At 24.2% G+C, this 25,167-nt stretch carries 21 protein-coding genes, 2 tRNA genes and 1 other RNA gene; 13 read left to right on the forward strand and 11 right to left on the reverse strand.

The genetic code is table 11. The features are described from left to right. Window positions 1-27: 27 nt before the first annotated feature. Both ptsI and RJT54_RS00250 read right to left on the reverse strand, forming a co-directional pair. Entirely contained in the window at window positions 28-1,740 is a 1,713-nt protein-coding gene (gene ptsI / locus RJT54_RS00245; protein WP_343128235.1) for a phosphoenolpyruvate-protein phosphotransferase PtsI, read from the reverse strand. 162 nt (window positions 1,741-1,902) lie between these two features. Then, window positions 1,903-2,160, reverse strand: a complete 258-nt coding sequence (locus RJT54_RS00250; RefSeq protein ID WP_343128236.1) for an HPr family phosphocarrier protein — start codon at window positions 2,158-2,160, stop codon at window positions 1,903-1,905. Window positions 2,161-2,504: 344 nt separating this feature from the next. Between RJT54_RS00250 and ligA the strand changes: the two genes are divergently transcribed. After that, window positions 2,505-4,535, forward strand: coding sequence for an NAD-dependent DNA ligase LigA (gene ligA / locus RJT54_RS00255; RefSeq protein WP_343128237.1), 2,031 nt, complete (start codon window positions 2,505-2,507; stop codon window positions 4,533-4,535). A 2-nt stretch (window positions 4,536-4,537) separates the two neighbouring features. Here the strand turns inward: ligA and RJT54_RS00260 are convergent. Together RJT54_RS00260 and RJT54_RS00265 are read right to left on the reverse strand one after the other, a co-directional pair. Then, a tRNA-Lys gene (locus RJT54_RS00260) sits at window positions 4,538-4,610 on the reverse strand. Between the two features lie 10 nt (window positions 4,611-4,620). After that, window positions 4,621-4,693, reverse strand: a tRNA-Val gene (locus RJT54_RS00265). A 146-nt stretch (window positions 4,694-4,839) separates the two neighbouring features. On the opposite strand from RJT54_RS00265, the gene gltX reads away from it, so the two are divergent. From gltX to RJT54_RS00300, 7 genes are all read left to right on the forward strand, one after another. Further along, the gene (gltX, locus tag RJT54_RS00270; RefSeq protein ID WP_343128238.1) at window positions 4,840-6,252 is read left to right on the forward strand and encodes a glutamate--tRNA ligase; all 1,413 of its coding nucleotides are present in this window, start codon (window positions 4,840-4,842) and stop codon (window positions 6,250-6,252) included. A 183-nt stretch (window positions 6,253-6,435) separates the two neighbouring features. Next, on the forward strand, window positions 6,436-7,725 hold the full coding sequence (gene fliF / locus RJT54_RS00275) for a flagellar basal-body MS-ring/collar protein FliF (protein ID WP_343128239.1): 1,290 nt from the start codon (window positions 6,436-6,438) through the stop codon (window positions 7,723-7,725). Between the two features lie 1,633 nt (window positions 7,726-9,358). Then, a complete protein-coding gene (locus RJT54_RS00280) occupies window positions 9,359-9,517 on the forward strand; it encodes a hypothetical protein (protein ID WP_343128240.1) in 159 nt (52 codons plus the stop codon). Between the two features lie 1,466 nt (window positions 9,518-10,983). Then, window positions 10,984-11,340: a hypothetical protein gene (locus tag RJT54_RS00285; protein WP_343128241.1), complete on the forward strand. Its 357-nt coding sequence runs from the start codon at window positions 10,984-10,986 to the stop codon at window positions 11,338-11,340. Further along, window positions 11,337-12,407: a flagellar type III secretion system pore protein FliP gene (gene fliP, locus RJT54_RS00290; RefSeq protein WP_343128242.1), complete on the forward strand. Its 1,071-nt coding sequence runs from the start codon at window positions 11,337-11,339 to the stop codon at window positions 12,405-12,407. The genes RJT54_RS00285 and fliP overlap by 4 nt, the downstream gene beginning before the upstream one ends. A gap of 29 nt (window positions 12,408-12,436) precedes the next feature. Continuing rightward, window positions 12,437-12,715 carry a flagellar biosynthetic protein FliQ gene (locus RJT54_RS00295; protein ID WP_343128243.1) on the forward strand — a complete coding sequence of 93 codons (279 nt, stop codon included), beginning with the start codon at window positions 12,437-12,439 and terminating at the stop codon, window positions 12,713-12,715. Between the two features lie 2 nt (window positions 12,716-12,717). Next, window positions 12,718-13,473, forward strand: coding sequence for a flagellar biosynthetic protein FliR (locus RJT54_RS00300; RefSeq protein ID WP_343128244.1), 756 nt, complete (start codon window positions 12,718-12,720; stop codon window positions 13,471-13,473). 75 nt (window positions 13,474-13,548) lie between these two features. Here RJT54_RS00300 and rpmG read toward each other — a convergent pair whose 3' ends face one another. The 5 genes from rpmG to rsmI all read right to left on the reverse strand — a co-directional run bounded on the left by rpmG (window position 13,549) and on the right by rsmI (window position 16,179). Then, window positions 13,549-13,716 carry a 50S ribosomal protein L33 gene (gene rpmG, locus RJT54_RS00305; RefSeq protein ID WP_343128245.1) on the reverse strand — a complete coding sequence of 56 codons (168 nt, stop codon included), beginning with the start codon at window positions 13,714-13,716 and terminating at the stop codon, window positions 13,549-13,551. After that, on the reverse strand, window positions 13,688-13,948 hold the full coding sequence (rpmB, locus tag RJT54_RS00310; protein WP_343128246.1) for a 50S ribosomal protein L28: 261 nt from the start codon (window positions 13,946-13,948) through the stop codon (window positions 13,688-13,690). Before rpmB ends, rpmG begins: the two co-directional genes overlap by 29 nt. 45 nt (window positions 13,949-13,993) lie before the next feature. Then, window positions 13,994-14,551: an inorganic diphosphatase gene (gene ppa, locus RJT54_RS00315; RefSeq protein ID WP_343128247.1), complete on the reverse strand. Its 558-nt coding sequence runs from the start codon at window positions 14,549-14,551 to the stop codon at window positions 13,994-13,996. Between the two features lie 393 nt (window positions 14,552-14,944). Continuing rightward, window positions 14,945-15,298: RNase P RNA component class A (rnpB, locus tag RJT54_RS00320), an RNA gene on the reverse strand. A 20-nt stretch (window positions 15,299-15,318) separates the two neighbouring features. Continuing rightward, window positions 15,319-16,179, reverse strand: coding sequence for a 16S rRNA (cytidine(1402)-2'-O)-methyltransferase (gene rsmI / locus RJT54_RS00325; protein ID WP_343128248.1), 861 nt, complete (start codon window positions 16,177-16,179; stop codon window positions 15,319-15,321). Between the two features lie 147 nt (window positions 16,180-16,326). Between rsmI and RJT54_RS00330 the strand changes: the two genes are divergently transcribed. The 4 genes from RJT54_RS00330 (at window position 16,327) to dapE (ending at window position 21,815) form a co-directional block, all read left to right on the forward strand. Continuing rightward, on the forward strand, window positions 16,327-17,520 hold the full coding sequence (locus RJT54_RS00330; RefSeq protein WP_343128249.1) for a beta-ketoacyl synthase N-terminal-like domain-containing protein: 1,194 nt from the start codon (window positions 16,327-16,329) through the stop codon (window positions 17,518-17,520). Between the two features lie 116 nt (window positions 17,521-17,636). After that, complete coding sequence (gene tal, locus RJT54_RS00335) at window positions 17,637-18,587, forward strand: transaldolase (protein ID WP_343128250.1); 951 nt, start codon at window positions 17,637-17,639, stop codon at window positions 18,585-18,587. Window positions 18,588-18,625: 38 nt separating this feature from the next. Continuing rightward, window positions 18,626-20,647, forward strand: a complete 2,022-nt coding sequence (tkt, locus tag RJT54_RS00340; RefSeq protein ID WP_343128251.1) for a transketolase — start codon at window positions 18,626-18,628, stop codon at window positions 20,645-20,647. 40 nt (window positions 20,648-20,687) lie between these two features. Next, window positions 20,688-21,815, forward strand: coding sequence for a succinyl-diaminopimelate desuccinylase (gene dapE / locus RJT54_RS00345; protein ID WP_343128252.1), 1,128 nt, complete (start codon window positions 20,688-20,690; stop codon window positions 21,813-21,815). A gap of 70 nt (window positions 21,816-21,885) precedes the next feature. On the opposite strand, the gene dapA is transcribed toward dapE, so the two are convergent. Together dapA and aroC are read right to left on the reverse strand one after the other, a co-directional pair. Next, window positions 21,886-22,794 carry a 4-hydroxy-tetrahydrodipicolinate synthase gene (dapA, locus tag RJT54_RS00350; RefSeq protein ID WP_343128253.1) on the reverse strand — a complete coding sequence of 303 codons (909 nt, stop codon included), beginning with the start codon at window positions 22,792-22,794 and terminating at the stop codon, window positions 21,886-21,888. Window positions 22,795-23,208: 414 nt separating this feature from the next. Further along, complete coding sequence (aroC, locus tag RJT54_RS00355; RefSeq protein ID WP_343128254.1) at window positions 23,209-24,285, reverse strand: chorismate synthase; 1,077 nt, start codon at window positions 24,283-24,285, stop codon at window positions 23,209-23,211. A gap of 251 nt (window positions 24,286-24,536) precedes the next feature. Here aroC and smrB point away from each other — a divergent pair, with 251 nt between their 5' ends. Continuing rightward, on the forward strand, window positions 24,537-25,067 hold the full coding sequence (gene smrB, locus RJT54_RS00360) for an endonuclease SmrB (RefSeq protein ID WP_343128255.1): 531 nt from the start codon (window positions 24,537-24,539) through the stop codon (window positions 25,065-25,067). The last annotated feature ends 100 nt before the right edge of the window (window positions 25,068-25,167 follow it).

A 25,167-nucleotide genomic window follows, 5' to 3' on the forward strand; every position in this document is an offset into this window, starting at 1 on the left:
TTCGTAATAAAATTTTAAATATTTAATTTATAAAATATAACTATTGAGTAATTGCATAATGTTTTTATGAGTGTTTTGTTTTAATACCATATTTGCTAATTCTTGTGCTTTTTTAAATGTCGTGGTTCTGATTATTTTTTTAATTTTTGGAATAAACGATGCATTCATACTAAATTCATTTAACCCCATTCCTAACAGGAGTATTGTTGCTTTTTCGTTACCCGCAAACTCACCGCACATACCTGTCCATTTACCTTCTTCGTGTGATGCATTTATAACGTTTTTTATTAATTTTAAAATAGATGGACTCATTGGATTATATAAATGTGAAATAAGGTCATTTCTTCGGTCTACTGCTAAGGTATATTGTGTTAAATCATTTGTACCAATACTAAAAAAATCTACTTCTTTAATTAAAGAGTGTGCAATGATAGCGGATGAGGGTGTTTCAATCATGATACCAATTTTAATATCTTTATCAAATGGTATTTTTTTTTGATGTAATATGTATTTAGCTTTTTGAATTTCATGTTTTAATTCATGTATTTCTTCTATTGAAATAATCATCGGAAATAATATTCTTAGTTTTCCAAAATGTGATGCCCGTAAAATTGCTAATAATTGTGTGATTAAAATATCTTTTTTGGCCAGGCTGATTCGAATTGCTCGCCAACCAAGAAAAGGATTTTCTTCTTTTGGAAAATTCATATACGGAATTTCTTTATCTCCGCCAATATCCATTGTGCGGATAATTACTGGTTTATGCTGCATAATTATTGCAGCTTTTTTATATTCATGAAATTGTTCTTCTTCAGAAGGTAAGTTTGTACGTTCCATAAATAAAAACTCTGTTCTATATAAACCAATTGATTCTGCTCCGTATTTTTTTGCATTTATTATATCTTGTATATTACTAACATTAGCGCTAATTTCTATTTTACGATTATCAATAGTTATTGCTGGTAAAGAAATAAATTTTTTTAGTTTGTTTTTTTGATTTAGATATGTTTTTTTACGTATTTTGAAAGTATGAATAATGTGTTCATCAGGGTTAATAAATATTTTGTTATTGATGCCATCTAATATGATAAAATCACCACTTGTGATTTTTGTTGTAATATTACCTGTTCCAACAATAGCAGGTATTTCTAAAGAACGAGCCATAATAGATGTATGTGCTGTTTCACCACCAACATTTGTAATAAAACCCTGGATATATTGAAAATTAATTTGAGCTGTTTGAGATGGTGTTAAATCATGAGCTATTAGTATAACTTTTTCTTTTATATTTTTTAAATCTATTGTTTTTAAATTTAATAAATTTCTTAACCATCTATTACCAATATCTCGAATATCTACAGCTCTATTTTGCATATATGTATTTTTAATTTGTTGAATTTTTTTTATTTGTTTAGAAATAATATATTCAATTGCAAATGCTGCAGTTTGATATTGTGTTTTAATTAATGTAATAATTTCTTTTTCTAATTCTATATCTTCAAGGATCATAATATGTCCTGAAAAGATATCTGCTTCTGTTTTAGAAAATATTTTTTTTGATGTTTTTTGAATATTTTTTAATTGTTTAATAGACTTAACTTTAGCTTGTGATAATTGATTTATTTCATATTCAATATTTATAGGATCAATATTTGTTTTTTTGATAAGTATAGTTTCTGTTTCTAACAATAATGCTTTACCAAAAGCAATACCTGGTGATGCTAAAATACCTGAAATCATAATATTACCTTTATTTTTTAATATGAAATGTATCTGTATTTGCATGTAAGATATACGATGGTATGAACAAAAATGTTATGAGCAAATCTTTAACTGAATGTATGATTTCAGAGATATTTTTATTGTAATTAAAAAGTTATTTTTTATATTTTATTAATAAATTTATTTTAATTTTTCAAGTTTTTGAATTAAATATTCTACAGCTTGTTTTTCGTCTTCACCTGTTGCAGAAATAGTCAGTATATTATTTTTTGATAAATCTAACGTTTGTAATTGAAATAAACTTTTTCCATTTGCAGATTGTCCATTAACAGTAATATTAATATCAGAGATAAATTGTTGTGCGTATTTTACAAATTTTGCAGCTGGTCGTATGTGTAAACCATGTTGAGCGGTAATTTTAATATTTTTTTGGAACATTCATATATTCCTGGATGAGTAGTAATGTTATTAATAAGATCATATCATGTCATGTATTAAAAATATATTTTAATGCAATATGTATGTATTTATATAATATTTTTTTATACAGTTATTTTAGACAGATTGTGTATGATGTAAATATTTTTTTGAAAATATTTTATATTTATTTTTTTATATATGATATATTATTTTATATTTATTTTTTAATGTGGCTATTTTATATTTTTATAATGTTTTAATACGATTAATATAATTAGCATAGGAATATATTTTTGTACAACTGTATACGTGATTTTTATATTGCGTATGACAAGCATGTATCTTTGATATTATTATAATATATGAATTCTATAAAAAACAGATTTTTAGATTTATATGCATTATTATGTTATCATGATTATTTATATCATGTTTTAAATATGCCTATTTTATCTGATCTAGAATATGATTTTTTATTACAAAAATTTTATTCTTTACGAAAAAAATATGTTTATTTAACCAATGTAGTTAATAATAACGGTAGTGTATTTCCTCAATTAAATTATGATACATGTAATAAGCATTACACACCGATGCTATCTTTAGAAAATACATTTGATGTAAATGGATATATTAAATTTCATAATAATATAAAAAATAATTTTATAGATTTAAAGGTAAATTTTTTTTGTGAATTAAAATTTGACGGTGTAGCTTTAAGTTTGTTATATCAAAACGGTAAATTAATTCGTGCGTTAACTCGTGGAGATGGAGTATTTGGGGAAGATGTTACGAAAAATGCTCGTGTCATTAATAATGTTCCTTTAATATTAATAGGCAATAATATACCTCAATTAATGGAAGTGAGAGGTGAAGTATGTATGCTAAAAAGAGATTTGAATCAACTAAATTCTGTTGTTGGTAAGAAGAATCAAAAAATCTTTTTGAATACAAGAAATGCAGCAGCTGGATCATTAAGACAAAAAAATATTGCCATCACTAAATCAAGAAATTTATTCTTTTATTGTTATGGTTGTAATATTATTACACGGTTTCAACGATATTCTACACATTCTAATCAACTGAATATGTTGGTTAAGTTTGGTTTTTTAATTAGCCCATATGTTTTATTGTCTTCAAATGTAAATAAAATTTTAAATTTTTATTATTTAATGCAGAAGGTTCGAAATTTTCTATCTTTAAATACAGATGGTATTGTTGTAAAAGTGGATTCTATCGAATTACAAACACGGTTAAGTTATACTAATAAATTTCCGAAATGGGCCATAGCAATAAAGTTTATATCTCAATTCGCAAAAACAAAATTACTAGGTGTAGATTTCCAAATTGGGCGAAGTGGTATAATTACTCCAGTGGCTATATTAGAACCTATTTTATTATCTGGGGCTATAATTAAAAAAGCTTCTTTATATAACAAACACGAAATCGAAAAATTAAATTTATTTGTGAATGATACTGTTGTAGTACATCGGATAGGAGATGTAATTCCTAAAATTCAATCTGTGATTTCATGTGATAGATTGCATCATGCAAATAAAATTATTTTTCCTAAGTATTGTCCATCTTGTAATTCATTGTTGTATAATAATATAAATGATACTATTGTTCAATGTTTGGCTGGAGTAAATTGTTTGGAACAAAAAAAGAAACAAATTGAACATTTTTTTTCTAAAAATGGATTATATGCAGAGGGTTTAAGTACGGGTATTATTAAACAATTAATATTAAATGGATATATTAAAAAACCTGTAGATTGTTTTAAATTGCAGTTTCAATCATTATTACAATTAAAATATTTTGGTAAAAAATCTGTTGCTAAATTATTACATACATTAGAACAATGTAAAAAAACAACATTAAGCAAATTTATTTATGCATTAGGTATTCCAGAAATTGGTGTAGAAAATGCCAATTTAATTGCTAAATATTTTCATTCTTTAGATAATATTATGAATTGCACAATTACTGACTTACAAAAAATTAAACATATTGGAAATATTTGTGCTAGTTATTTTTATAATTTTATAAATTCGAAATATAATATAGAATATATTACGCAGTTAATAGTAGAAGGTGGAATTACTTTTATTGATCAATCTAAATGTATTATTAATAATAAAAATAATTATTTCTTAAATAAAAAAATTGTTTTAACGGGTAAATTTCAAACTTATAAAAGAAGTAATATTATTAAGATCGTATTAAGTTTAGGCGGAATTGTTTCCAGTAATATTTCTAAAAATACAGATATTTTAATTGTAGGTAGTAGCCCAGGTCAGAAAGTAATAAATGCTTCACGTCTAAATATTAAACTTATGCTAGAAAGTGATATTTGTAAAATATTTAAAAATAATAATTTTGTAACAATGTAATTTGGGTCGTGCAGGATTTGAACCTGCGACCAATTGATTAAAAGTCAACTGCTCTACCGACTGAGCTAACGACCCATGATCTACATGGGTAATGACGGATTCGAACCGCCGACATCCTCCGTGTAAAGGAGGCGCTCTGCCAACTGAGCTAATCACCCAAATATTCTAATTCATTAACCAATTATAACGTTCAAAAAAAAATAGTCAACAAATTATGATATAATTTTTATTTGCCATATTGAACAGTATCAATATAATTATTACATAATAAATTTATTTTACTGCGTGTAATAGAAGATATAATATGAATATTAAAACTAGATTTGCACCAAGTTCAACAGGTTGTTTACATATTGGTAGTGTAAGAACAGCGTTATATTCGTGGTTATTTGCACAACATTATAACGGATCGTTTATATTACGTATTGAAGATACTGATATTAAACGATCAAATAATCAATATATTGATAATATTATAAAAACATTAAAATGGTTAGGTATTTTTTGGGATGAAGGTCCTTATTTACAGAGTGATAGATTAACAATATATAAAAATAAAATCAACGAATTGTTAGATTCAGGACATGCATATAGGTGTTATTGTTCCATAGATCGATTAAAAAAATTAAGGTTAAAACAAATTTTACATGGATATAAACCAAATTATGATCGCAAGTGTAGGGATAAAAAAAGGTTGATTCTTAATAATCAAGATTATGTTGTACGTTTTAAGAATCCTGTAACAGATCAAGTGATTTTTCATGATCAAATTAGGGGTAAAATTATTTTTAATAATTCTGAGTTAGATGATTTAGTGATTCAACGTCGTAATGGTATGCCAACTTATAATTTTTGTGTTGTAATAGATGATTTAGATATGAATATTACACATGTTATTAGAGGTGAAGATCATATTAATAATACTCCCAGACAAATTAATATTTTAAAAGCGTTAAACGCGTATATTCCAAATTATGCACATGTATCTATGGTGATTAACCCTGATAAAAGTAATTTTTCTAAACGAAAGAACGCGTGTGATGTTTTAGAATATAAAGAAAAAGGCTTCTTAAAAGAAGCGATATTAAATTATCTATTAAGATTAGGTTGGTCATATCAAAATCAAGAAATTTTTGATATTAATGAAATAAAAAAAATATTTTCTATAAGAAATATTAGTAAATCGCCCAGTGAATTTAATTTGAAAAAATTATTATGGTTTAATAGTTATTATTTAAATAAATTGCCTATTGATTGTATGTTCATTAATCAATTAAAAAAATATTTAATAAAATTAAATATTCAATATAATCAAGACATTAATATTATTAAAGTTATTGAATTAATGCGTAGCAGATGCAGTACTTTACAAGAATTAGCTGTAAAATCCCGATTTTTTTTTGATGATATCATAAATATTGATGCTAAATTAATGAAAAAATATTTTTTCAAACAATATAATGTAATATTACAATTTATATATGATACATTATATAGTTTAAAATTTTGGAATGCAGAAAGTATTATTTATTCTTTGAAAAGTATTGCAATGGAATTTTCTATTTTATTGAAAAATATATTTATGTCATTACGTATTGCTATTACAGGTTCGGATCAATCTCCTAATATTAGTGTAATTATGGAAATTCTTGGAAAAGAAAGGACATTATGTAGAATGAAAAAATTATTAAAAATCGCTAAAGATATGTTTGATTAATATTAAAATATTAATTATACTTAAAACTAATTTATGAATTTATTGTATATATAAATTCTTTATATTTAATATTTTATATAAAGATATTAATAATTTTTTTTGTTATATTTAGTATAACATTTATGTATATAGTATATAATTATTTTAGTTAATTGTAATGTATTATTGAATTAGGTGATGATGATGCATGTTAATCATATCAATCATTCAAATCCAGAAAAAATACAATCTAATATGAATTTTAAAAATTCTAGTCGGAATTATTTTAATGTATTATTATTAATATTATTTTTATTTTTTTCTATATTTTTTATATCATCTTTCTTTTCACATCATGTACAGTATCAGTTAGTTTGTAATCATCTTTCGGATGAAGATAGTGTATTAATTATTTCTAATCTTGTAAGAATGAAAATACCATACCGTTATGTTGTTACTTCTGGTGAATTATTAGTACCCCAAGATTTAGTTCAAAAAGTGCATGTTATGTTATTATCAGAAGGTTTACCTAAACCAAAAAGTATTGGTTTTGAACTATTGGATCAAGAAAAATTTGGTATTAGTCCTTTTAATGTACAATTAAATTATCAACGTGCTTTAGAAGGGGAATTATCACGGTCTATTCAAAAGATTCATATAATTAGAACAGCACAAGTACATCTTGCATTTCCAAAATTATCATCATTTTCAAATAAAAATCTACTTCCTTCTGCTGCTGTTATTCTTGGTTTGAAACATGGTAAGTATTTAAATTTTGAACAGTGTCGAGCAATTACTGCTTTAATTGCTGCGAGTGTACCGGCATTATTACCTAATAATGTTGTTATAGTAGATGAATGCGGTCATTTTTTAAATAAACATAGTAAATTATTTTTTGATATTGGTGTGTTACAAAAAAATACAATACAATCTATAGAAAAAGATTGTTATCAACGGATAACATATATATTACAATCAATAGTAAAATTAAAAAACTTTAATTTACAGTTAAAAATAACACAAAAAAACGATATACATGACTATAAAATGAAATTTTATTTTAATCATAGTAAAAAATTGATTATTGGAAATACGCATGATTTTTTATCATCTATATTTTTTCATAAACCAAACAACGTTCCTATTCAGAATACTATTCGATATCAAGCATCCGTCTTATTATTTATACATTCCGTACAGCATGAAAAAAATCAATTAGCATCATTAGATCAGTTAGAAATTAAAAATATTAGATATATATTATTAAATGTATTAGATTATTTGAATATTAAATGTATGTATATGAAGATTATTAATACGAATTTTTTAAATAATAACAATGTTGTTATTGTTCATAATTCTATTTTTAGTTTTATAAAACATATACCGAATTATCTGTTATTAATGATATTGCTATTTTTATTTTTCGTAATTTTTAAAGCTCTATATACTTTTTTTTTAAAAATATTAAAATTAATAATAAAAATCCAGTAGATTCAGGTAGAAATTTTATATCTTCTTCAGATAAAAAATATGAATAAAAAACTTACACCATGTAAACAAGAATTAAATAATATTTTTTAAAAATAATAAATTAATTTATAGTATTAAAAATATCGTAAATAATAATACGAAATTAATTGTAATAATTATTCAAAATTAGATAAATAATAATAAATGACATGTAATAATTTAAATAAAAGTATAATTTTATTCATATTTTTTTGGATTAGGAAATATAATACAAGTTTTTTAGAAAGATATAAGTGAAATTTTAAATAAATTTTTATTGTACCATGTAAATATCGAACGTTTTTTAGATTATAATATATAAAATCATTAAAATGAATGTGTGCAATAAAAATTTGAACATGTTTGAAAAATATTTTCTGAAAAATTTTTTCATAGAATATAAGATTTTTATAATATTTATAACAGAATTTTATTTGGTGTATTAAAATGTTAAAATTGGTATATCATAACATTAATATTATTTTTTGGATTATAAATATGTAGCTAATTTTATTGCATATTTTACGGATAAATAATGATCGAAAATTATGTACTGGATAGTAAATTTTTCTGGTTTGTATAAATAATAACTTTTGGGGTTAAATTAAGTTATTAATATTATTTATCTGAATATAAAAAATATTTTTCAAAAAATTTTATATGGTTATTGATATTTTACAAACTATGCATTTTATAAAAAGTCATAAAATTATTTTTAATATTATAAAAATATCATTTAGACTTTAGAGATAACATGTTATATTCTACTCTTTCGTTTGACGATTTTGAAAAATTTACTGATAATAGTATTATAAAATTAGTAAAATATATTGATCAATATTAAATGATTATTTCTTTATATCATGTTAGGAAAGAAATAAAATATAAATTTTTTAAGTATTATAAACATTTGGAAGTAAAGATTATGATTTTAGAATCGGGTCAAAAAGATATATCTGATGATGTTTTTAAAAATGTAGAATCATTAATTGTTTTAATGACAAAACGGTTATTAAAAAATAAAAAAATTTCTATTTTATTATAATTGAATGTTATTTTTAATAAAAAAGCATCATAGATAATTTCAAAATTATGTTTAAAATATATTCAGTAAGATATTTTAACAAATTAAAATGGAATGGATATAAGAGTATATCATGATGTATTGTGTCAAGTATGTTTATGGTAACAAGATTTAAATGAAATGCTATAGTAGATTATCTATTAAAATTAAAAACGAATCTTTAATATAATATGTACGATTATTAATATTATACAAGATTTTTTACCTTTTTATTGTTTAGTTTAGTGAATGACTTGGTGGTAGTGTTTTATGATAAATATTATAAAATATTTTAACTCATGTTGTATATATTCATAAACTAGACGTAAAAATATAAAATTTATAATTCCGAAACTAATCATGTTAAATAATTTTAATATTATATATAAAGTGTCATGGTAAAATATTATTTTAATATAATAATTGTATATAATATGATATAAAAATTACCATTAGCATATTATATATATATTTTCGATTTTTAGACAATTAATTAAAATTATATTTATAAAATTGAAATAATGATATTTTATTTTTATATAATATAATTATGTGTATAAGAATAACTTAATTGGACCTATTTTATTATATGATTTAGATTCATTTTTTTCGAGTGTTATATTTGATTTAATTTCAATATTATCAATTTTTGGACAGATATTAAATTTACTGGATCGAGATCCTATTAGTACAATTTGTTTGGATTATTAGATGAATGCATATTGTATTAAATATTATCAGGTTCAGAATAAATTGGATTATTTTCATAATTGAATATAATGATAGGATTTTGAATATTCTTAAAAATATATTATTAATTATTTATTTTGAATTTATTATTTTATATAAATATGATAAATTCCTTTTGAATTATTGATATCTCTTGGTTAGTTAAGTTATTCCATGTGTACATTGATTGAATACTTTAATTTTATGAAATGATTTATTTAGTGTAAAATTATACATCTATAATGATATTTTATAATATTTTATGATACTTATGAGATCATGCTTTGAATATAAAATTATTCAATGTATTATATGATAAAAGATTAGTTATGTAAAAATTATTAATAACACAGTTTATAAATTGCATTTAGGATTTAATACATGTTGGTATGTGTAATGTATTACGTTATGTCATAATATGACAATGTAAAAAATGGTTAAAAATATGATTTTTAAATCAGTATTTTAAATTTCATTATATTATTTAATAAATATATTGTTCTTAATATTATTATACTATTTCAAAATATTGTATATGCCTGTTGATTAAATTTAATCGCGAAATTAAATATCATTAATGTACAGTATAAGATATGTTATGATACACGAAAATTTAGTTTTATTATAATTGGTTATATAAAAATATATTATATGTTTTTACGAGGATTTAATATCAGACAAGTATATAATAATACAGTATAAGTCTCATGTTATCATAAAAAGTTTATTCTCATTGTTTACAAAATGAGTTTTGTATAATGATATCTATATTCAATGGTTTACAAATATGAAAAATTATTAAAATACATATTGTATTTGACTGGATAAATCACAGTGATGATTTAGTGTGTTGGAACTTGGATTATTCAAAAAATGATGCATAAAATCTTAAAATGTACTCTCTTAAAATATTTAATATTATTAAATTGTGTTCTTAAATATGATTTTTTACTTGTTTATTGTATGATTTTTTATATTTATAATACATTTTTATTACGAATATACTTATTAAGTAATTAATTAAACTAATATTTCAAATACTAAAAATGGTATCTTATAAAAATAATAATAATTTATTGCTCTATAAAAAATTATATATTATATAAAAATTAATATATATATTTGTAGCTTTATATCATACTTTTTATAATATCTACAATTTAATATCAAAATATTTAACACATAGAAACCAATAAAGTAATTTCTTATTTTAAATAAGAATAATAAATTGTATCATTTGATTAGATAATTTTCTAGCCCGAGTGAATTATATTCTAAATTGATCAGTTGGTTAAATATTATATATTTAGAAATTTGATACTATTATAATATATATAGAAAATAATATTCTGATTTTAACTAGAAATAGTATTATTATTGTAATACAAAAATATTTTATATACGTAAAAAAATTTTATCAATATTAATTCTAATACTAAGAAATAGTAATGAATACAATTTTAGTAAAAATCAAACATAATCTATTTAAATTACAAAAATTAAATAATGATATTTTCAATTTACAGAAATATAAAAATCAAATCAATAATTTAAATATTAAAAATAGTATATTACTTACAGTAGTTTTAAAGATTGTTGTGCAATCAGAAACAATCATATTTAAAAGACAGTATGTATTACAGATTCCTTTAGGTCAGATATTATATTTTAATAAAGTAAATAATAATATTTTGGATATTATTTTATATAATATCATAATTGTTAAAGTTATATTAACGCAATTAAATGATAGGTATGGTATTAGTATTATGATAATTCTTCAATTACATTATACAATTTTATGAAAGATATCTTTGGTTTATTTAATCAAAAAATTTTTTATAATAATAATTTTTTTTTCAAGACGATAATAGTTTTGTTTTTAATATTATGGATTATAAAAATTATTAGTTTTGTTGCTGTGAAAAATAATCATACATTGATTCAGGTGATTACTCAAAAAAAAATTGATTCAAATAATAAAATTTTTATCTTGGATATTAGTGGTGTTAGATTGATCTTAGGATCAACATTATATAATATTCGTACTTTATATACTTTACCAATTTCAGATGATAATAAAAAAAATATTGTGCAAAATTACATTGAAAATTCTAAATTATCGTTATGTAAAAATATCATATATAAGTTATTTTTTTTTTTAATATTATGCTGTTATAGTTCTAATGCATATGCTGCAGAATTTTCGGAATTAACTAAACATATTTTTTTCAATAATATATCTCATTGGTCTTGTTCTAGTCAAATTGTATTATTAACATGTATTGTAACATTAGTATCAGCACTTATTATCATGACCACTAGTTTTACGAGAATTATTATTGTATTAAGTTTATTACGAAATGCATTAGGTATACCAACTTTACCGCCTAATCAATTACTGATGGGTATATCATTTTGCTTAACATGTTATGTTATGTATCCTACATATCATAGAATATATCAAGAAGCATATATACCATTTTATACGCATCATATTCAAATTGATGATATTTTTATAAAATTATTACAACCTATTTATGATTTTATGTTACATCAAACACGTCGATCGGATTTATTAGTTTTTTCTCAATTATCACATCTTCCGTTACCCGATAATGATCATACTATACCAATACAAATATTACTACCATCATTTATTACTAGTGAATTAAAAACTGCATTCCAAATCGGATTTACGATTTTTATACCATTTCTAATGATTGATTTATTTATTACCACGATATTAATGTCATTAGGTATGACGATGATTTCTCCAAATACTATTTCATTACCAGTTAAACTGATATTATTTGTATTAGTTGATGGATGGCAGTTAATTTTTTCTTCTTTAATAAATAGTTTTTATTAAATTTATTTTTATGTAATATTAGGAGATGTATGCAATCTATTTTTATAGAAACATTATTTTATGAATCTTTTAAAGTATTATTTTTTTTGTCATTGCCAATATTTTCATCTGTTTTCTTAATTAGTTTGATTATGAATGTTTTACAAATAATTACATCTATTCATGAACAAACATTGTCTGTGATTCCAAAAATTATAACTGTATTTTTAGTATTTACATTTTTTGGAACATGGATGGTAAATTTAATTACTCATTATATGGATTATGTATTTAGACATGTTGCATTTGCTATTTTTTATTCATATTAAATATGTATAATAATATTATAGTATTAAATCATTTAATATTTATTTTTTTTAGAGTATTATCAATAATATATACGGCGCCTATTGTTGGTAGTTCTGTTGTAAGTCGTAAATTAAAATTTTTTTTATCGTGTCTATTAAGTATACTTATTTTTTTTATCATACCCTGTGCAAAAATAAAATTATTGTCATGTCATGGTTTAGTAACATTGATAGAGCAAATTATTATTGGTATGTCTATTGGTTTTTCGATAAAATTAATAGTATTTTTTATTATTGTTTCTGGAGAAATTGTTAGTTTACAAATTGGGTTGTATAATATTATTAATACTGATGATACTGTTTATTTAGAAAGTACTATAATTACGCAAATATTTAATATTTTTTTATTATTATTATGTTTGTACTATGATGGACATTTATATATAATAATTTTTATTGTTAAAAGTTTTTATTTATTTCCGTTATATAGTACAGTATTTGATATGAAATTTGTGTTAATTTTTATTAAATTATTACATGCATCTTTTTTAAATGGTTTAATTTTTGTACTACCAATCATTATCTTATTTTTTTTATTTTATATTCTCATTGGAGTATTTTTTAGATTATCAACTAATATTTCAACTGTTTTTGTAAATTTATCGTTATTATATTTTATAATAATATTTTTTTTATTTTTTTCAAGTTCAATATTTTTTTATAATTTAACATTTATATTAAAAAAAATTATTCATTTATTATATATATTATTTTTGTAAAAATATACTATATATTTATATTTTATATAATAAAATACATATAGTATATTTTATAATTAAATTTTTTTAATATTTTTATTTAATTTTTTTTTCGTGGTATAAAACATGTTTTCTAATAACGGGATCATATTTTTTTAATTGAATTTTTTTTTGGTTAGCTTTTTTATTTTTAGTAGTAGTATAAAAATGTTTGGTCCCTGAAGAGGATAATAATTTAATTTTTTCTCTTGAGCTTTTGGCCATGATTTTTCCGATTTTTCATATATAGATGAAATACTTGTTCGATACCTTTTTTATTAATTATTCTTAATCCTTTAGTTGAAATACGGATTTTAATAAATTTTTTTTCTTTTGGTATCCATAATTTATGATATTGTAAATTAGGAAAAAATTTTTTTTTTGATGCATTTAATGCATGTGATCTATTATTACCAAACATTGGTTTTTTTTTAGTAATCATGCAAATTTTAGACATGAAATATCCTTATGTAATATATTAGAATTATAATTAGAATAATTTTCATATATTATCATTGATATTAAGGTTGTTTGTTTTTAAAAAATTTTTTATTGATTTTATAATTTCTTGTTGTGCGGATTGGGTATCTTCAAAACCAATAATTTTCACCCATTTATTTTTCTCTAAATCTTTATAATGTTGAAAAAAATGTATAATTTGTTGTTTAAAACTATTAGATATATCATTAATATTATTTATGTGTTGATACTCACTAGAAATATTATTATGTGGTAGAGCAATAATTTTAGAATCTGATCCAGATTCATCAATCATTTTTAATACTCCTATTGGTTTACATTGAATAATACAACCATATTGTAGTTTGTATGGAATAGGAATTAAAACATCTAACGGATCTTTATCATCTGATAGGGTATTATTTATATAACCATAATTACAGGGGTATAGCATAGCGGTTGGTAAAAAACGATCAACAAATAAATTTTGTGTTTCTTTATCTATTTCATATTTTATAGGATATGAATGATATGGTATTTCAATAATAACATATATATCATTTGGAATATTTATCCCTGAAGGTACATTTTTTAAATTCATATGTTTAATATTTTAGTTAATGATAAATGATATTTTATTAAATATATTACAAAAATGATGCTATATTAATTATTTATCATGGAAAAAATAAATTTTAGTATGGTGATGTAATAATAGTAGATATTATTATATGTTTTTATTCTAAGCATGAATACTTATCAAAACTTATTTCCATTTATTATATTATAAAAGAATACAATGATAAATACTATATTTCATGATAAGATATATATGTTGTATTCTAATAAATAACGTTATATAAATTGATGTGTTTTTTAATATAATATTTAAATTATATTAATTTTTTTTAAAATTATTATTGATTTTATATATTAATGAATAAATATATAAATTTCATTCTCTATTTAATGTAGTATGATAAATTAATGTATGTTTTTAAGTTGACTAATAAGCCGGGTTCTGTATGAGACAGTCATTTATCTAGACTAATAATCACTTATTAGTTCAAGCGGTTTACCTGAATTATAATACGAGCAGTATTTAAAAATTCTATTTAACCTTGCTCCGAGTGGAGTTTACATTGCCATATTTATTACTAAATATGCGGTGTGCTCTTAACACGCCTTTTCACCCTTGCTATAAGTACAATTATAGCGGTATATTTTCTGTTGCACTTGTCGTCAGAATGATGATTCTGCCCAGGTATTATCTGGCACTCTTGCTCTAGGAGCCCGGACTTTCCTCTATTTAATATCATAATTAAACAGCGACTGTCTGGTCAACTTTTATATATTATAATTTATTGTTTATTTTTTGTCATGTAAAAATTTTTTTATAGCATAATTATATATTTGATTTTTATGTATTTTATGAATTAACGCAGTCAGTTGTATTGCTTGTTTCATTTTTAATGTTTTAATTAAAATCGACAAAGTTCGTTGAACTTTTATAGGTATGATATTGTTATGATTATTCATGCCACTAATAATGATAACCATTTCTCCTTTTTGTCTTAAATCATCTTTTTTTAACCACGTTAATATATCTACGGCTTTTCCGTATTTGATTCTTTCCCATATTTTTGTGATTTCTTTCACTAACACAATGATCCGATTTTCTCCTAGATAACTTACAATATCTTGTATACTATATAAAATTCTATGACATGATTCATAAAATATAATTGTTTCTTTTATATTTTGGATATGTAATAAAATTTTTTTTCTTGATAATGTTGTTTTTGGTAAAAAGCCCTTATAATAAAAATTATCTCCTGGTAACCCTGATGCGCTTAATGCAGCAATGAGAGCGCATGGGCCTGGAATAGGTATGACTGTTATATTTTCTTTATGACAGGCGTGTATTAATATATATCCTGGATCATGAATTGCTGGTGTTCCAGCATTAGATACTAAAGCGATATTTTTTGTATTTAATAAAAAAATAATTTTATTAGTAATTTTATGTTCGTTATATTTATGTAACGATATCATTTTTGTTGTAATATTAAAGTGATTTAATAAATTTTGTGTATGCCTGGTATCTTCTGCCGCAATTAATTGTACTGTTTTTAATATATGTATTGCTCGGTATGTAATATCTTTTATATTGCCAATTGGAGTAGCAACAACGTATAATATTCTGGTTTTGATTTTATTAATATTCATATTTTTATATTTTTATACAATATTAATCGGGAATTGTAATATATGGTATTAGATTAAGATATTTATATTACAAAAAAAATTTTACCTTGATGTATGACAATTATTATAATGATATATAATGTGATATAAACTATTAAGGACAATATAGTGAAGAGGGTTGTGATTACAGGTTTAGGTATTATTTCCAGTATTGGTAATAATAAAAAAAAAGTTTTATCTTCTCTACAGAATAGTAAGTCAGGTATTATATTTTCTCGTCAAATGAAAGAATTTGGTATAAAAAGCAACATTTGGGGAGCATTATGTGTAAATATTGAAAAAATTGATCGTACTATATTAAAGTTTATGAATCGTGCATCAATTTATACGTATTTTGCTATGAAACAAGCTATACGTGACTCTTGTTTAAATAGTGATGTATATCAAAAAAATTATCGTGTTGGTATAATTACAGGTTCTGGATGTAATGTTGTTGAAAAAAATGCTATATGTATGAAGAAAAAACAGAATTTATATTCCATTATTCAAAATATGCCGTCAAATATTTCTGCATGTTTATCAACTTTTTATAATATTTATGGTATTAGTAATTCCTTAAGTGCAGCTTGTGCTACATCATTAAATTGTATTAATTATGCTGTTGAATTAATTCAATATGGTAAGCAAGATATAATTTTTGCTGGAGGGGCAGAAGAATTAACTTGTGAGTTGGCTGCTAAATTTGATATAATGAATGCATTATCTGTAAAATATAATTTTAATCCTAGTCAAGCTTCACGTCCGTATGATATTAATCGTGATGGTTTTGTTATTTCTGGAGGATCTGGTATTTTAGTTTTAGAAGAATTAGAACATGCACGGTCTAGAAAAGCACGTATTTATGCTGAAGTTATTGGTTTTGGTTCTGCATCAGATGGTTTAAATATGATTAGACCTTCTGGATTAGGTTTAGTGAAAGCAATGAAAATTGCACTCTATAATGCAGATAATATAATTATTAATTATATTAATACGCATGGTACATCTACTAAGGTCGGTGATTTTATTGAATTAAAGGCCATCAAACAAGTGTTTAGAAAATTTATTCCATATCTTTCTTCAACTAAATCCATGACTGGTCATTCATTAGGGGCATCTGGAGTACACGAAATTATTTATGTAATTTTAATGATGTATAATAATTTTATCGCCCCTAATATTAATATAGATTGTTTAGCTCCATTTGCAAAAAATATGAATATTGTGACTCGCATGAAACCATATAATATTATGGTAGCGATGTCAAATAGTTGTGGTTTTGGTGGCATAAATTCATCTATAATATTAAAAAAATATCTTTAATATTGTTGTAAAATACATATAATAAAATTATATCTTGAATTTTTTTTGTACATGTATATATTTTATAATATAGTATATTTAATTTTTTTTGAGTTATTTTTCTCATAAGGATTAAAATGAATCAATTGAATGAATTAAAAAAATTTACTACGATTGTTGCAGATAGTGGAAATGTACATGAAATTATTAAATATAAACCAATGGATGCCACAACAAATCCATCATTAATTTTAAAAACTATTTTAATTCCACAGTATAAAGATTTAGTAATAGATGCTATTAGTTATGGAAAAAAAAACGGATCTTCTGAAAAAGATAAAATTTCACAAGCAAGTGATAAAATTTTAGTTAATATTGGTTCAGAAATTTTAAAATATATTCCGGGAAGAGTATCAAGTGAAATAGATGCTCGTATTTCTTTTAATAAAGAATTATGTATTTTAAAGGCTAAAAAAATTGTAAATATGTATGAAGATTTAGGTGTATCACGTTCGAAAATATTAATTAAGTTAGCTGCAACATGGGAGTGTATTCAAGCGGCACAATCTTTAGAAAAAGAGAATATTAATTGCAATTTAACATTATTATTTTCATTTGCCCAAGCTAAAGCGTGCGCTGAATCAGGTGTATTTTTAATTTCTCCTTTTGTTGGTAGAATATATGATTGGTATTATGAAAATAACTTAATTAAAAAATATAATCCTATGAATGACCCTGGTGTATTATCTGTAAAAAAAATATATCAATATTATAAAAAACATAATTATCGTACTATTATTATGGGAGCAAGTTTCCGTAATGTGGATCAGATTTTAGAACTTGCTGGTTGTGATTATCTTACAATTTCTCCTGTATTATTAGAAAAACTACAAAATAGCCGTGGTACAGTAATAAGAAGGTTAGTTCCTAATAATATCAATATAACATCTTCATCGGTTTTAACTGAATCTAATTTTAGGTGGGAACATAATCAAGATCGTATGGCTGTAGAAAAGTTATCAGATGGAATACGTCAGTTTAGTGCTGATCAGGAAAAATTAGAACAAATATTATCTTCGATGTTTTAAAACAATTTCATTTTCAATTTACTAACTAGGAATTAAGCATGTGTTCTAGACAAGAATTAGCCAATGCAATTCGAGTTTTAAGTATTGATGCGATTCAAAAGGCAAATTCTGGACATCCTGGAGCATCTATGGGTATGGCTGATATAGCTGAAGTGTTATGGAGAAGTATTCTAAGGTATAATCCAAATAATCCATATTGGGACAATAGAGATCGCGTTATTGTGTCGAATGGACATGCTTCTATGCTATTATACAGTGTTTTACATCTTACTGGATATGATATATCAATAGATGATTTACAGGATTTTAGAAAATTACATTCTAAGACACCAGGCCATCCGGAAGTTGGATGTACTCCAGGAGTTGAAGTTACGACCGGTCCTTTAGGTCAAGGACTAGCTTCTGGAATAGGGATGGCTATTGCAGAAAAGATACTCGCATCATACTTTAACCGACCACAATATAATATTGTGGACCATGATACTTGGATATTTGCAGGCGATGGCTGTTTAATGGAAGGTATTTCACATGAAGCATGTTCTTTAGCTGGAACATGGAAATTAGGTAAATTAACTGTACTATATGATAGTAATAAAATTTCAATTGATGGGAAAATTCATAATTGGTTTACTGATGATACTGCAAAACGATTTCAATCATATAATTGGCATGTTATTAATAATGTCGATGGTCATAATTCTAATTCTATTATGAAAGCTATAAAAATTGCTAAATCAGTTACAGATAAGCCATCTATTATTATTTTTAATACTAAAATTGGTTTTGGTTCTCCTAATAAATCCGGTACAGCTGAGGTTCATGGTTCACCTTTAGGAGTACAAGAGGTTTTATTAACTAAAAAAGCATTACATTGGAAGTATCCTCCGTTTTATATCCCAGATGAAGTGTATGATCATTGGGATATGCGTAATATTGGAAATAAGTTAGAAGAATATTGGAATACATTGTTTTCAAAATATAAAATAGATTATCCAGATTTATCGAGTGAGTATACTCGTCGTATGTCTGGTTTATTGCCAATAGATTGGCCAGATAAAATACGTGCAATTGTTCATAGCTTGAATAGTCGTAATGCAATTGCAACACGTCAATCTTCTCAAAATATTTTAGAGCATATTGGAAAAATATTACCAGAATTATTAGGTGGTTCTGCAGATCTAGCTCCTAGTAATTTAACTATGTGGTCTGGTTCAATTCCGATCAATCAGAAAAAATCAGGAAATTATATTCATTATGGTGTACGTGAATTTGGTATGACTAGTATTGCTAACGGTATATCACAACATGGTGGATTTATTCCTTATACAGCAACCTTTTTAGTGTTTTTAGATTATGCTAAAAATGCAGTTCGTATGTCTGCATTAATGGGTACAAGACACATTATGTTGTACACACATGATTCAATTGGTTTAGGAGAAGATGGCCCTACACATCAACCAATAGAACAATTATCAAGTTTACGTTCTATACCGAATATGAGTGTTTGGCGTCCTAGTGATACTCTAGAAACAATTTTTGCTTGGACATGTGCTATAGAACGTTATCAAGGTCCTACTGCTTTAGTGTTATCCCGTCAAAATCTAGAACAAGCATCACGTGATAAAGTTCAAATCAATAATATTGCTCGTGGTGGATATATTTTAAAAGATTTTGGACAGACTATTGATGTCATTTTAATTGCAACTGGTTCAGAAGTACAGTTAGCGGTATTATCTGCAAATAAAATACATGATTTAGGGTACGGTGTTAGAGTGGTTTCAATGCCATCTATTGATGTTTTTGAAAGTCAAGATGATGATTATAAAGAATCTGTATTACCAAAATTAATAAATAAACGTGTTGCAATTGAGGCCGGACAATCTAATATTTGGTATAAATACGTTGGTTTACATGGAATGATTGTTGGCATTGATCAATTTGGTGAATCCGCTTCTGCAGATGATTTATTTAAAAAATTCGGTTTTACGGTAAATAATGTAGTACGTAATGTGAAAAAATTGTTAGATAATAAATCTTTTTCATATAAGCTATATAAATAATTTCGTTGTTATTTTAAACAAGGTAATTGAGTGTAATCGTATGTATTGTCCAATTATTGATTTAGCAAAAGCATTAGTCTCTATACCTTCAATTAGCCCGCTTGATCTTCAGTGTCAAAACATTCTTTTAAAAAGGTTGTTAGCATTAGGTTTTAATATTATGTTGTTTAAAAATAAACATACAAGTAATTTTTGGGCTTATCGGGGTATAGGAGTTACATTATCTTTTGCTGGACATACAGACGTTGTTCCTGCAGGAATTTTAATGAATTGGAAATATCCGCCATTTATACCTGTTATACGAGACGGGCTATTATTTGGACGGGGTATAGCAGATATGAAAGGATCATTAGCAGCTATGATTATAGCTGCTGAACGTTTTATAGTATCTAATATGAATTATTTAGGCCGGCTATCTTTTTTAGTTACATCTGATGAAGAATCATCTGCGATAGATGGTACAATTCGTCTTGTTGAATACTTAAAATCTATTAATGATTATATTAATTTTTGTATTGTTGGTGAACCAACGAGTGATCATATTATTGGGGATACGATTAAAATTGGTCGTAGAGGATCGTTACATGCCAATATATCTATTTATGGTGTACAAGGCCATATAGCATATCCTCAATTTGCAGAAAATCCTATTCACAATGCTGCACCTTTTATAAACTCTCTAATTAATACAATATGGACTACCGGAAATAAATATTTTACTGCAACAAGTTTACAAATATCTGATATATATTCCGGGAATAATAGCGAAAATATTATTCCTGGAGCATTACATATTCGTTGTAATTTTAGATTTGGTACTGATATTTCTGTTGAAAAACTGCAATTTGATTTGAACAGTTTATTAAAAAAATTCGATCTAAAATATTCCATAAAATGGAAATTATCTGGTTTACCATTTTTAACAAGTGCAAATCAATTAACAACAATTGTTAAAACAGTAATTCAAAGTATTTATAATACGAATAGTCATCTCTCCACAGACGGTGGTATTTCTGATGGTCGGTTTTTAAAATTAATTAGTAATGAATTAATTGAACTTGGTTTACAAAATCGTACTATACATAAAGTAAACGAACATGTTAAGGTACAGGATTTACAGATGTTAAGTATAATATATGAACATATTATAAAAAAAATATTAACCTAAAGTGTGTATCTTGATGATTTTTTCAGAGTATCATGACGATACTCTGTATTTTTAAATCTGGTTAATAATATTATTTTATATCGTTATTATCTGAAAAATTACGTATAATGTCTGCTTGTTGTAGTGCGTTTTGTAATACTATCTGTGTATTTCTTGATAATGGTGTTAGTGGTAATCGTAATGTATTATATTGAATCATATTTAATTTCCAAGCAGCCCATTTTATAGGTATTGGATTTGGATCTAAAAACAATGCTTGATGTATAGGCATTAATTTTGTATTAATTAATCTTGCATTAATAAAATCATTTTTTAGAGCTAAACGACACATTTTTGACATTTCTTTTGCTGCAATATTTGCGGTAACAGATATTACTCCATCACCTCCAAGTTGCATAAAATCCAATGCAGTAATATCATCACCACTTATAATTAAAAAATTCTTTTTTACATGATCTTTAATTTTATGAATTCTTGTTAAATCTCCGGTGGCTTCTTTAATCCCAATAATATTATTTAATTTAGATAATTTAATTACAGTCTCAGGTAACATATCACAACCGGTTCTACTAGGTACATTGTATAAAATTTGAGGCATATTTGTATTTTCTGCAATTGCTTGAAAATGTTGATATAATCCATGTTGTGTTGGTTTGTTGTAGTAAGGTACTACACTTAAACAACCATAAATACCTGAATTTTCTAGTTTTTTTGTTAATGCAATAGCTTCAGATGTTGAATTAGCTCCAGTTCCTGCAATGATTGGTATTTTACCATCTGCAAATTCTATTGTTGATAAGATAGTATAATGATGTTCATTTTTATTTAATGTTGCAGATTCTCCTGTTGTTCCAACAGAGACAATGGCTTTTGTATGATTATGAATATGATATTGAACAAGTTTTTTCAAACTATGACGACAAATTTGTCCTTTTTCGGTCATGGGTGTAATTATTGCAACAATACTACCTCTAAACATATTTTTTCTCCGATAAAATTGATTATATTGTTAGTGCAATCACAATCAATTTTTGGATCATATATTACGAAAAAAATGAACTATAGATGTGTTGACATTATTTTTTATTGAAATTGTTTTCATACATTGTATATATATTTTATTATATAATTGATAAAAATATTTAATTAAAATTGTAATTATATTGATAAATTTTAATATTATAGATGTTTTATTAATTTTATAGATTTAAAGTATTAAATTATAACTTTACATATATTTTCAAGATTAGTTAGGGTTAAAAGATTATAATAATAATTTTATTATAGATCTAAATTATATAATATTAACATACATTTTTATAAATATGTATCTTTATACTACTAAACAATTAGTAGTATAATTGTACTGTTATTGTGATAATAAGATATTATTTTAGTCTATAGGTGTAATTTTTCCGCATTGTGCTTGAAATCTTAATACATGATCCATAATAATAATTGCAGTCATAGCCTCTGCAATGGGTACTGCACGAATACCTACACATGGATCATGTCTGCCTTTAACTTTAACTTGTGTTTCTTGATTATCTTCTGTGATTGTTTGAATCGACATATTAATACTTGATGTTGGCTTTAATGCAATCTTTGCGATAATTGGTTGTCCATTACTGATACCACCTAAGATACCTCCGGCATGATTACTTAAAAATCCTTTTTTTGTTATTGCATCTCGATTTTCACTTCCTAGTTGTTGAACTACAGAAAATCCATCACCTATTTCAATTCCTTTAACTGCATTAATACTCATTAATGCATGTGCTAAATCGGCATCTAATCGATCGAATACTGGTTCACCTAATCCTATTGGTGTATTTTCAGCTATTATTGTTACTTCTGCTCCTATGGAATTTCCATCTTTTTTTAGTTGTTGGATTTTTTTTTTCAATAGGTGTATTTTCTGAATATCGGCACAGAAAAAAGGGTTATTATTTACTTCATCCCAAGATTTTAATTGACATGATATTGTACCTAACTGTGATAAGTATCCTCTAATATTAATATTATAGATATTTTTTAAATACTGTTTAGCAAATGCTCCTGCTGCTACTCGCATAGCGGTTTCTCGTGCCGAAGATCGCCCGCCTCCTCTATGGTCGCGTATTCCATATTTTTTATAGTATGTATAATCAGCATGTCCCGGTCGAAATATATGTTGTATAGCATTATAATCTTGTGAACGTTGATCTAAATTATTAATGGTTAAACCAATGCTTGTTCCTGTAGTAATACCGTTAAATACTCCAGAAAGAATATTAATTTTATCTGTTTCGCGACGTGGTGTAGTATATTTTGAAGATCCAGGTTTTCTACGATTTAATTCATGTTGTATGTATGTTTTTGATATTTTTATTCCTGGAGGCATCCCGTCGATAATACATCCTAGAGCAATACCATGGGATTCACCAAAGGTATGTACTTTAAAGATTTTACCAATTGTATTACCTGGCATATTTTATCTCCATGCAAGATTTTATAAAAATTATTTTTTATATTATATGTTTTCAAAGCTGACATTTTTAATTATTCATCTTATGATATATAAAATATAATTCACAATTATTATTGTATAAATAAAATATTGTTATGATAATATGTTTTGCAATGTGGTAAATATTTATTTTAAATAATTATAAAAAAAATTATAACTAATAATATTAATTCAAGCATGTATAAGATACATAATTTTTTGGAAATCCTATAATGAAAAAAACGCCATTGGATAATTTTAAAGATATATCTTATTTTTATAAAGAGATTAAAAATGTTAAAAAAATAAAACAAGATACTGTTTTTCATGAAAAATCACATCAAAAAAATAATCAATATGCTAAAAAACGTGATTTATGTAATCAAGATGCTCATATTCAATTTTTTAATGCACATGTTCCACATAAAGTTATTGATAAGAATCCAGTTTCATATGTTCGTGAAAAATTTTTAATCACCGAATTAAAGAAACTACAAAAAAAGATTTATGTTCCTGAAATTTGTATAGATTGCCATGGTTTAAATCAATATCAAGCACAACAAGAATTAGGTAAGTTAATTTTTACATGTTATAAAGAACGCATATTTTGTTTTGGAGTAATACATGGTCATGGTAAAAATATTTTAAAAAATTATATTCCGGTTTGGTTGTCAAAACATCCAGATGTACTGGCTTTTTATCAAGCACCAATCATGTTTGGTAAAAATACAACATTATTTGTATTAATGAATTATAAAAAATGATCATTATTAAATATTGATCTGTAAAAATTAATATATTAGTAGTTTTTTATAATAAAAATTGCATTCATTATAATATTATATATGTCATATTTTGGAAATC

This window comes from Buchnera aphidicola (Takecallis taiwana) (assembly GCF_039355125.1).
Lineage (GTDB): Bacteria > Pseudomonadota > Gammaproteobacteria > Enterobacterales > Enterobacteriaceae > Buchnera_L > Buchnera_L aphidicola_AG.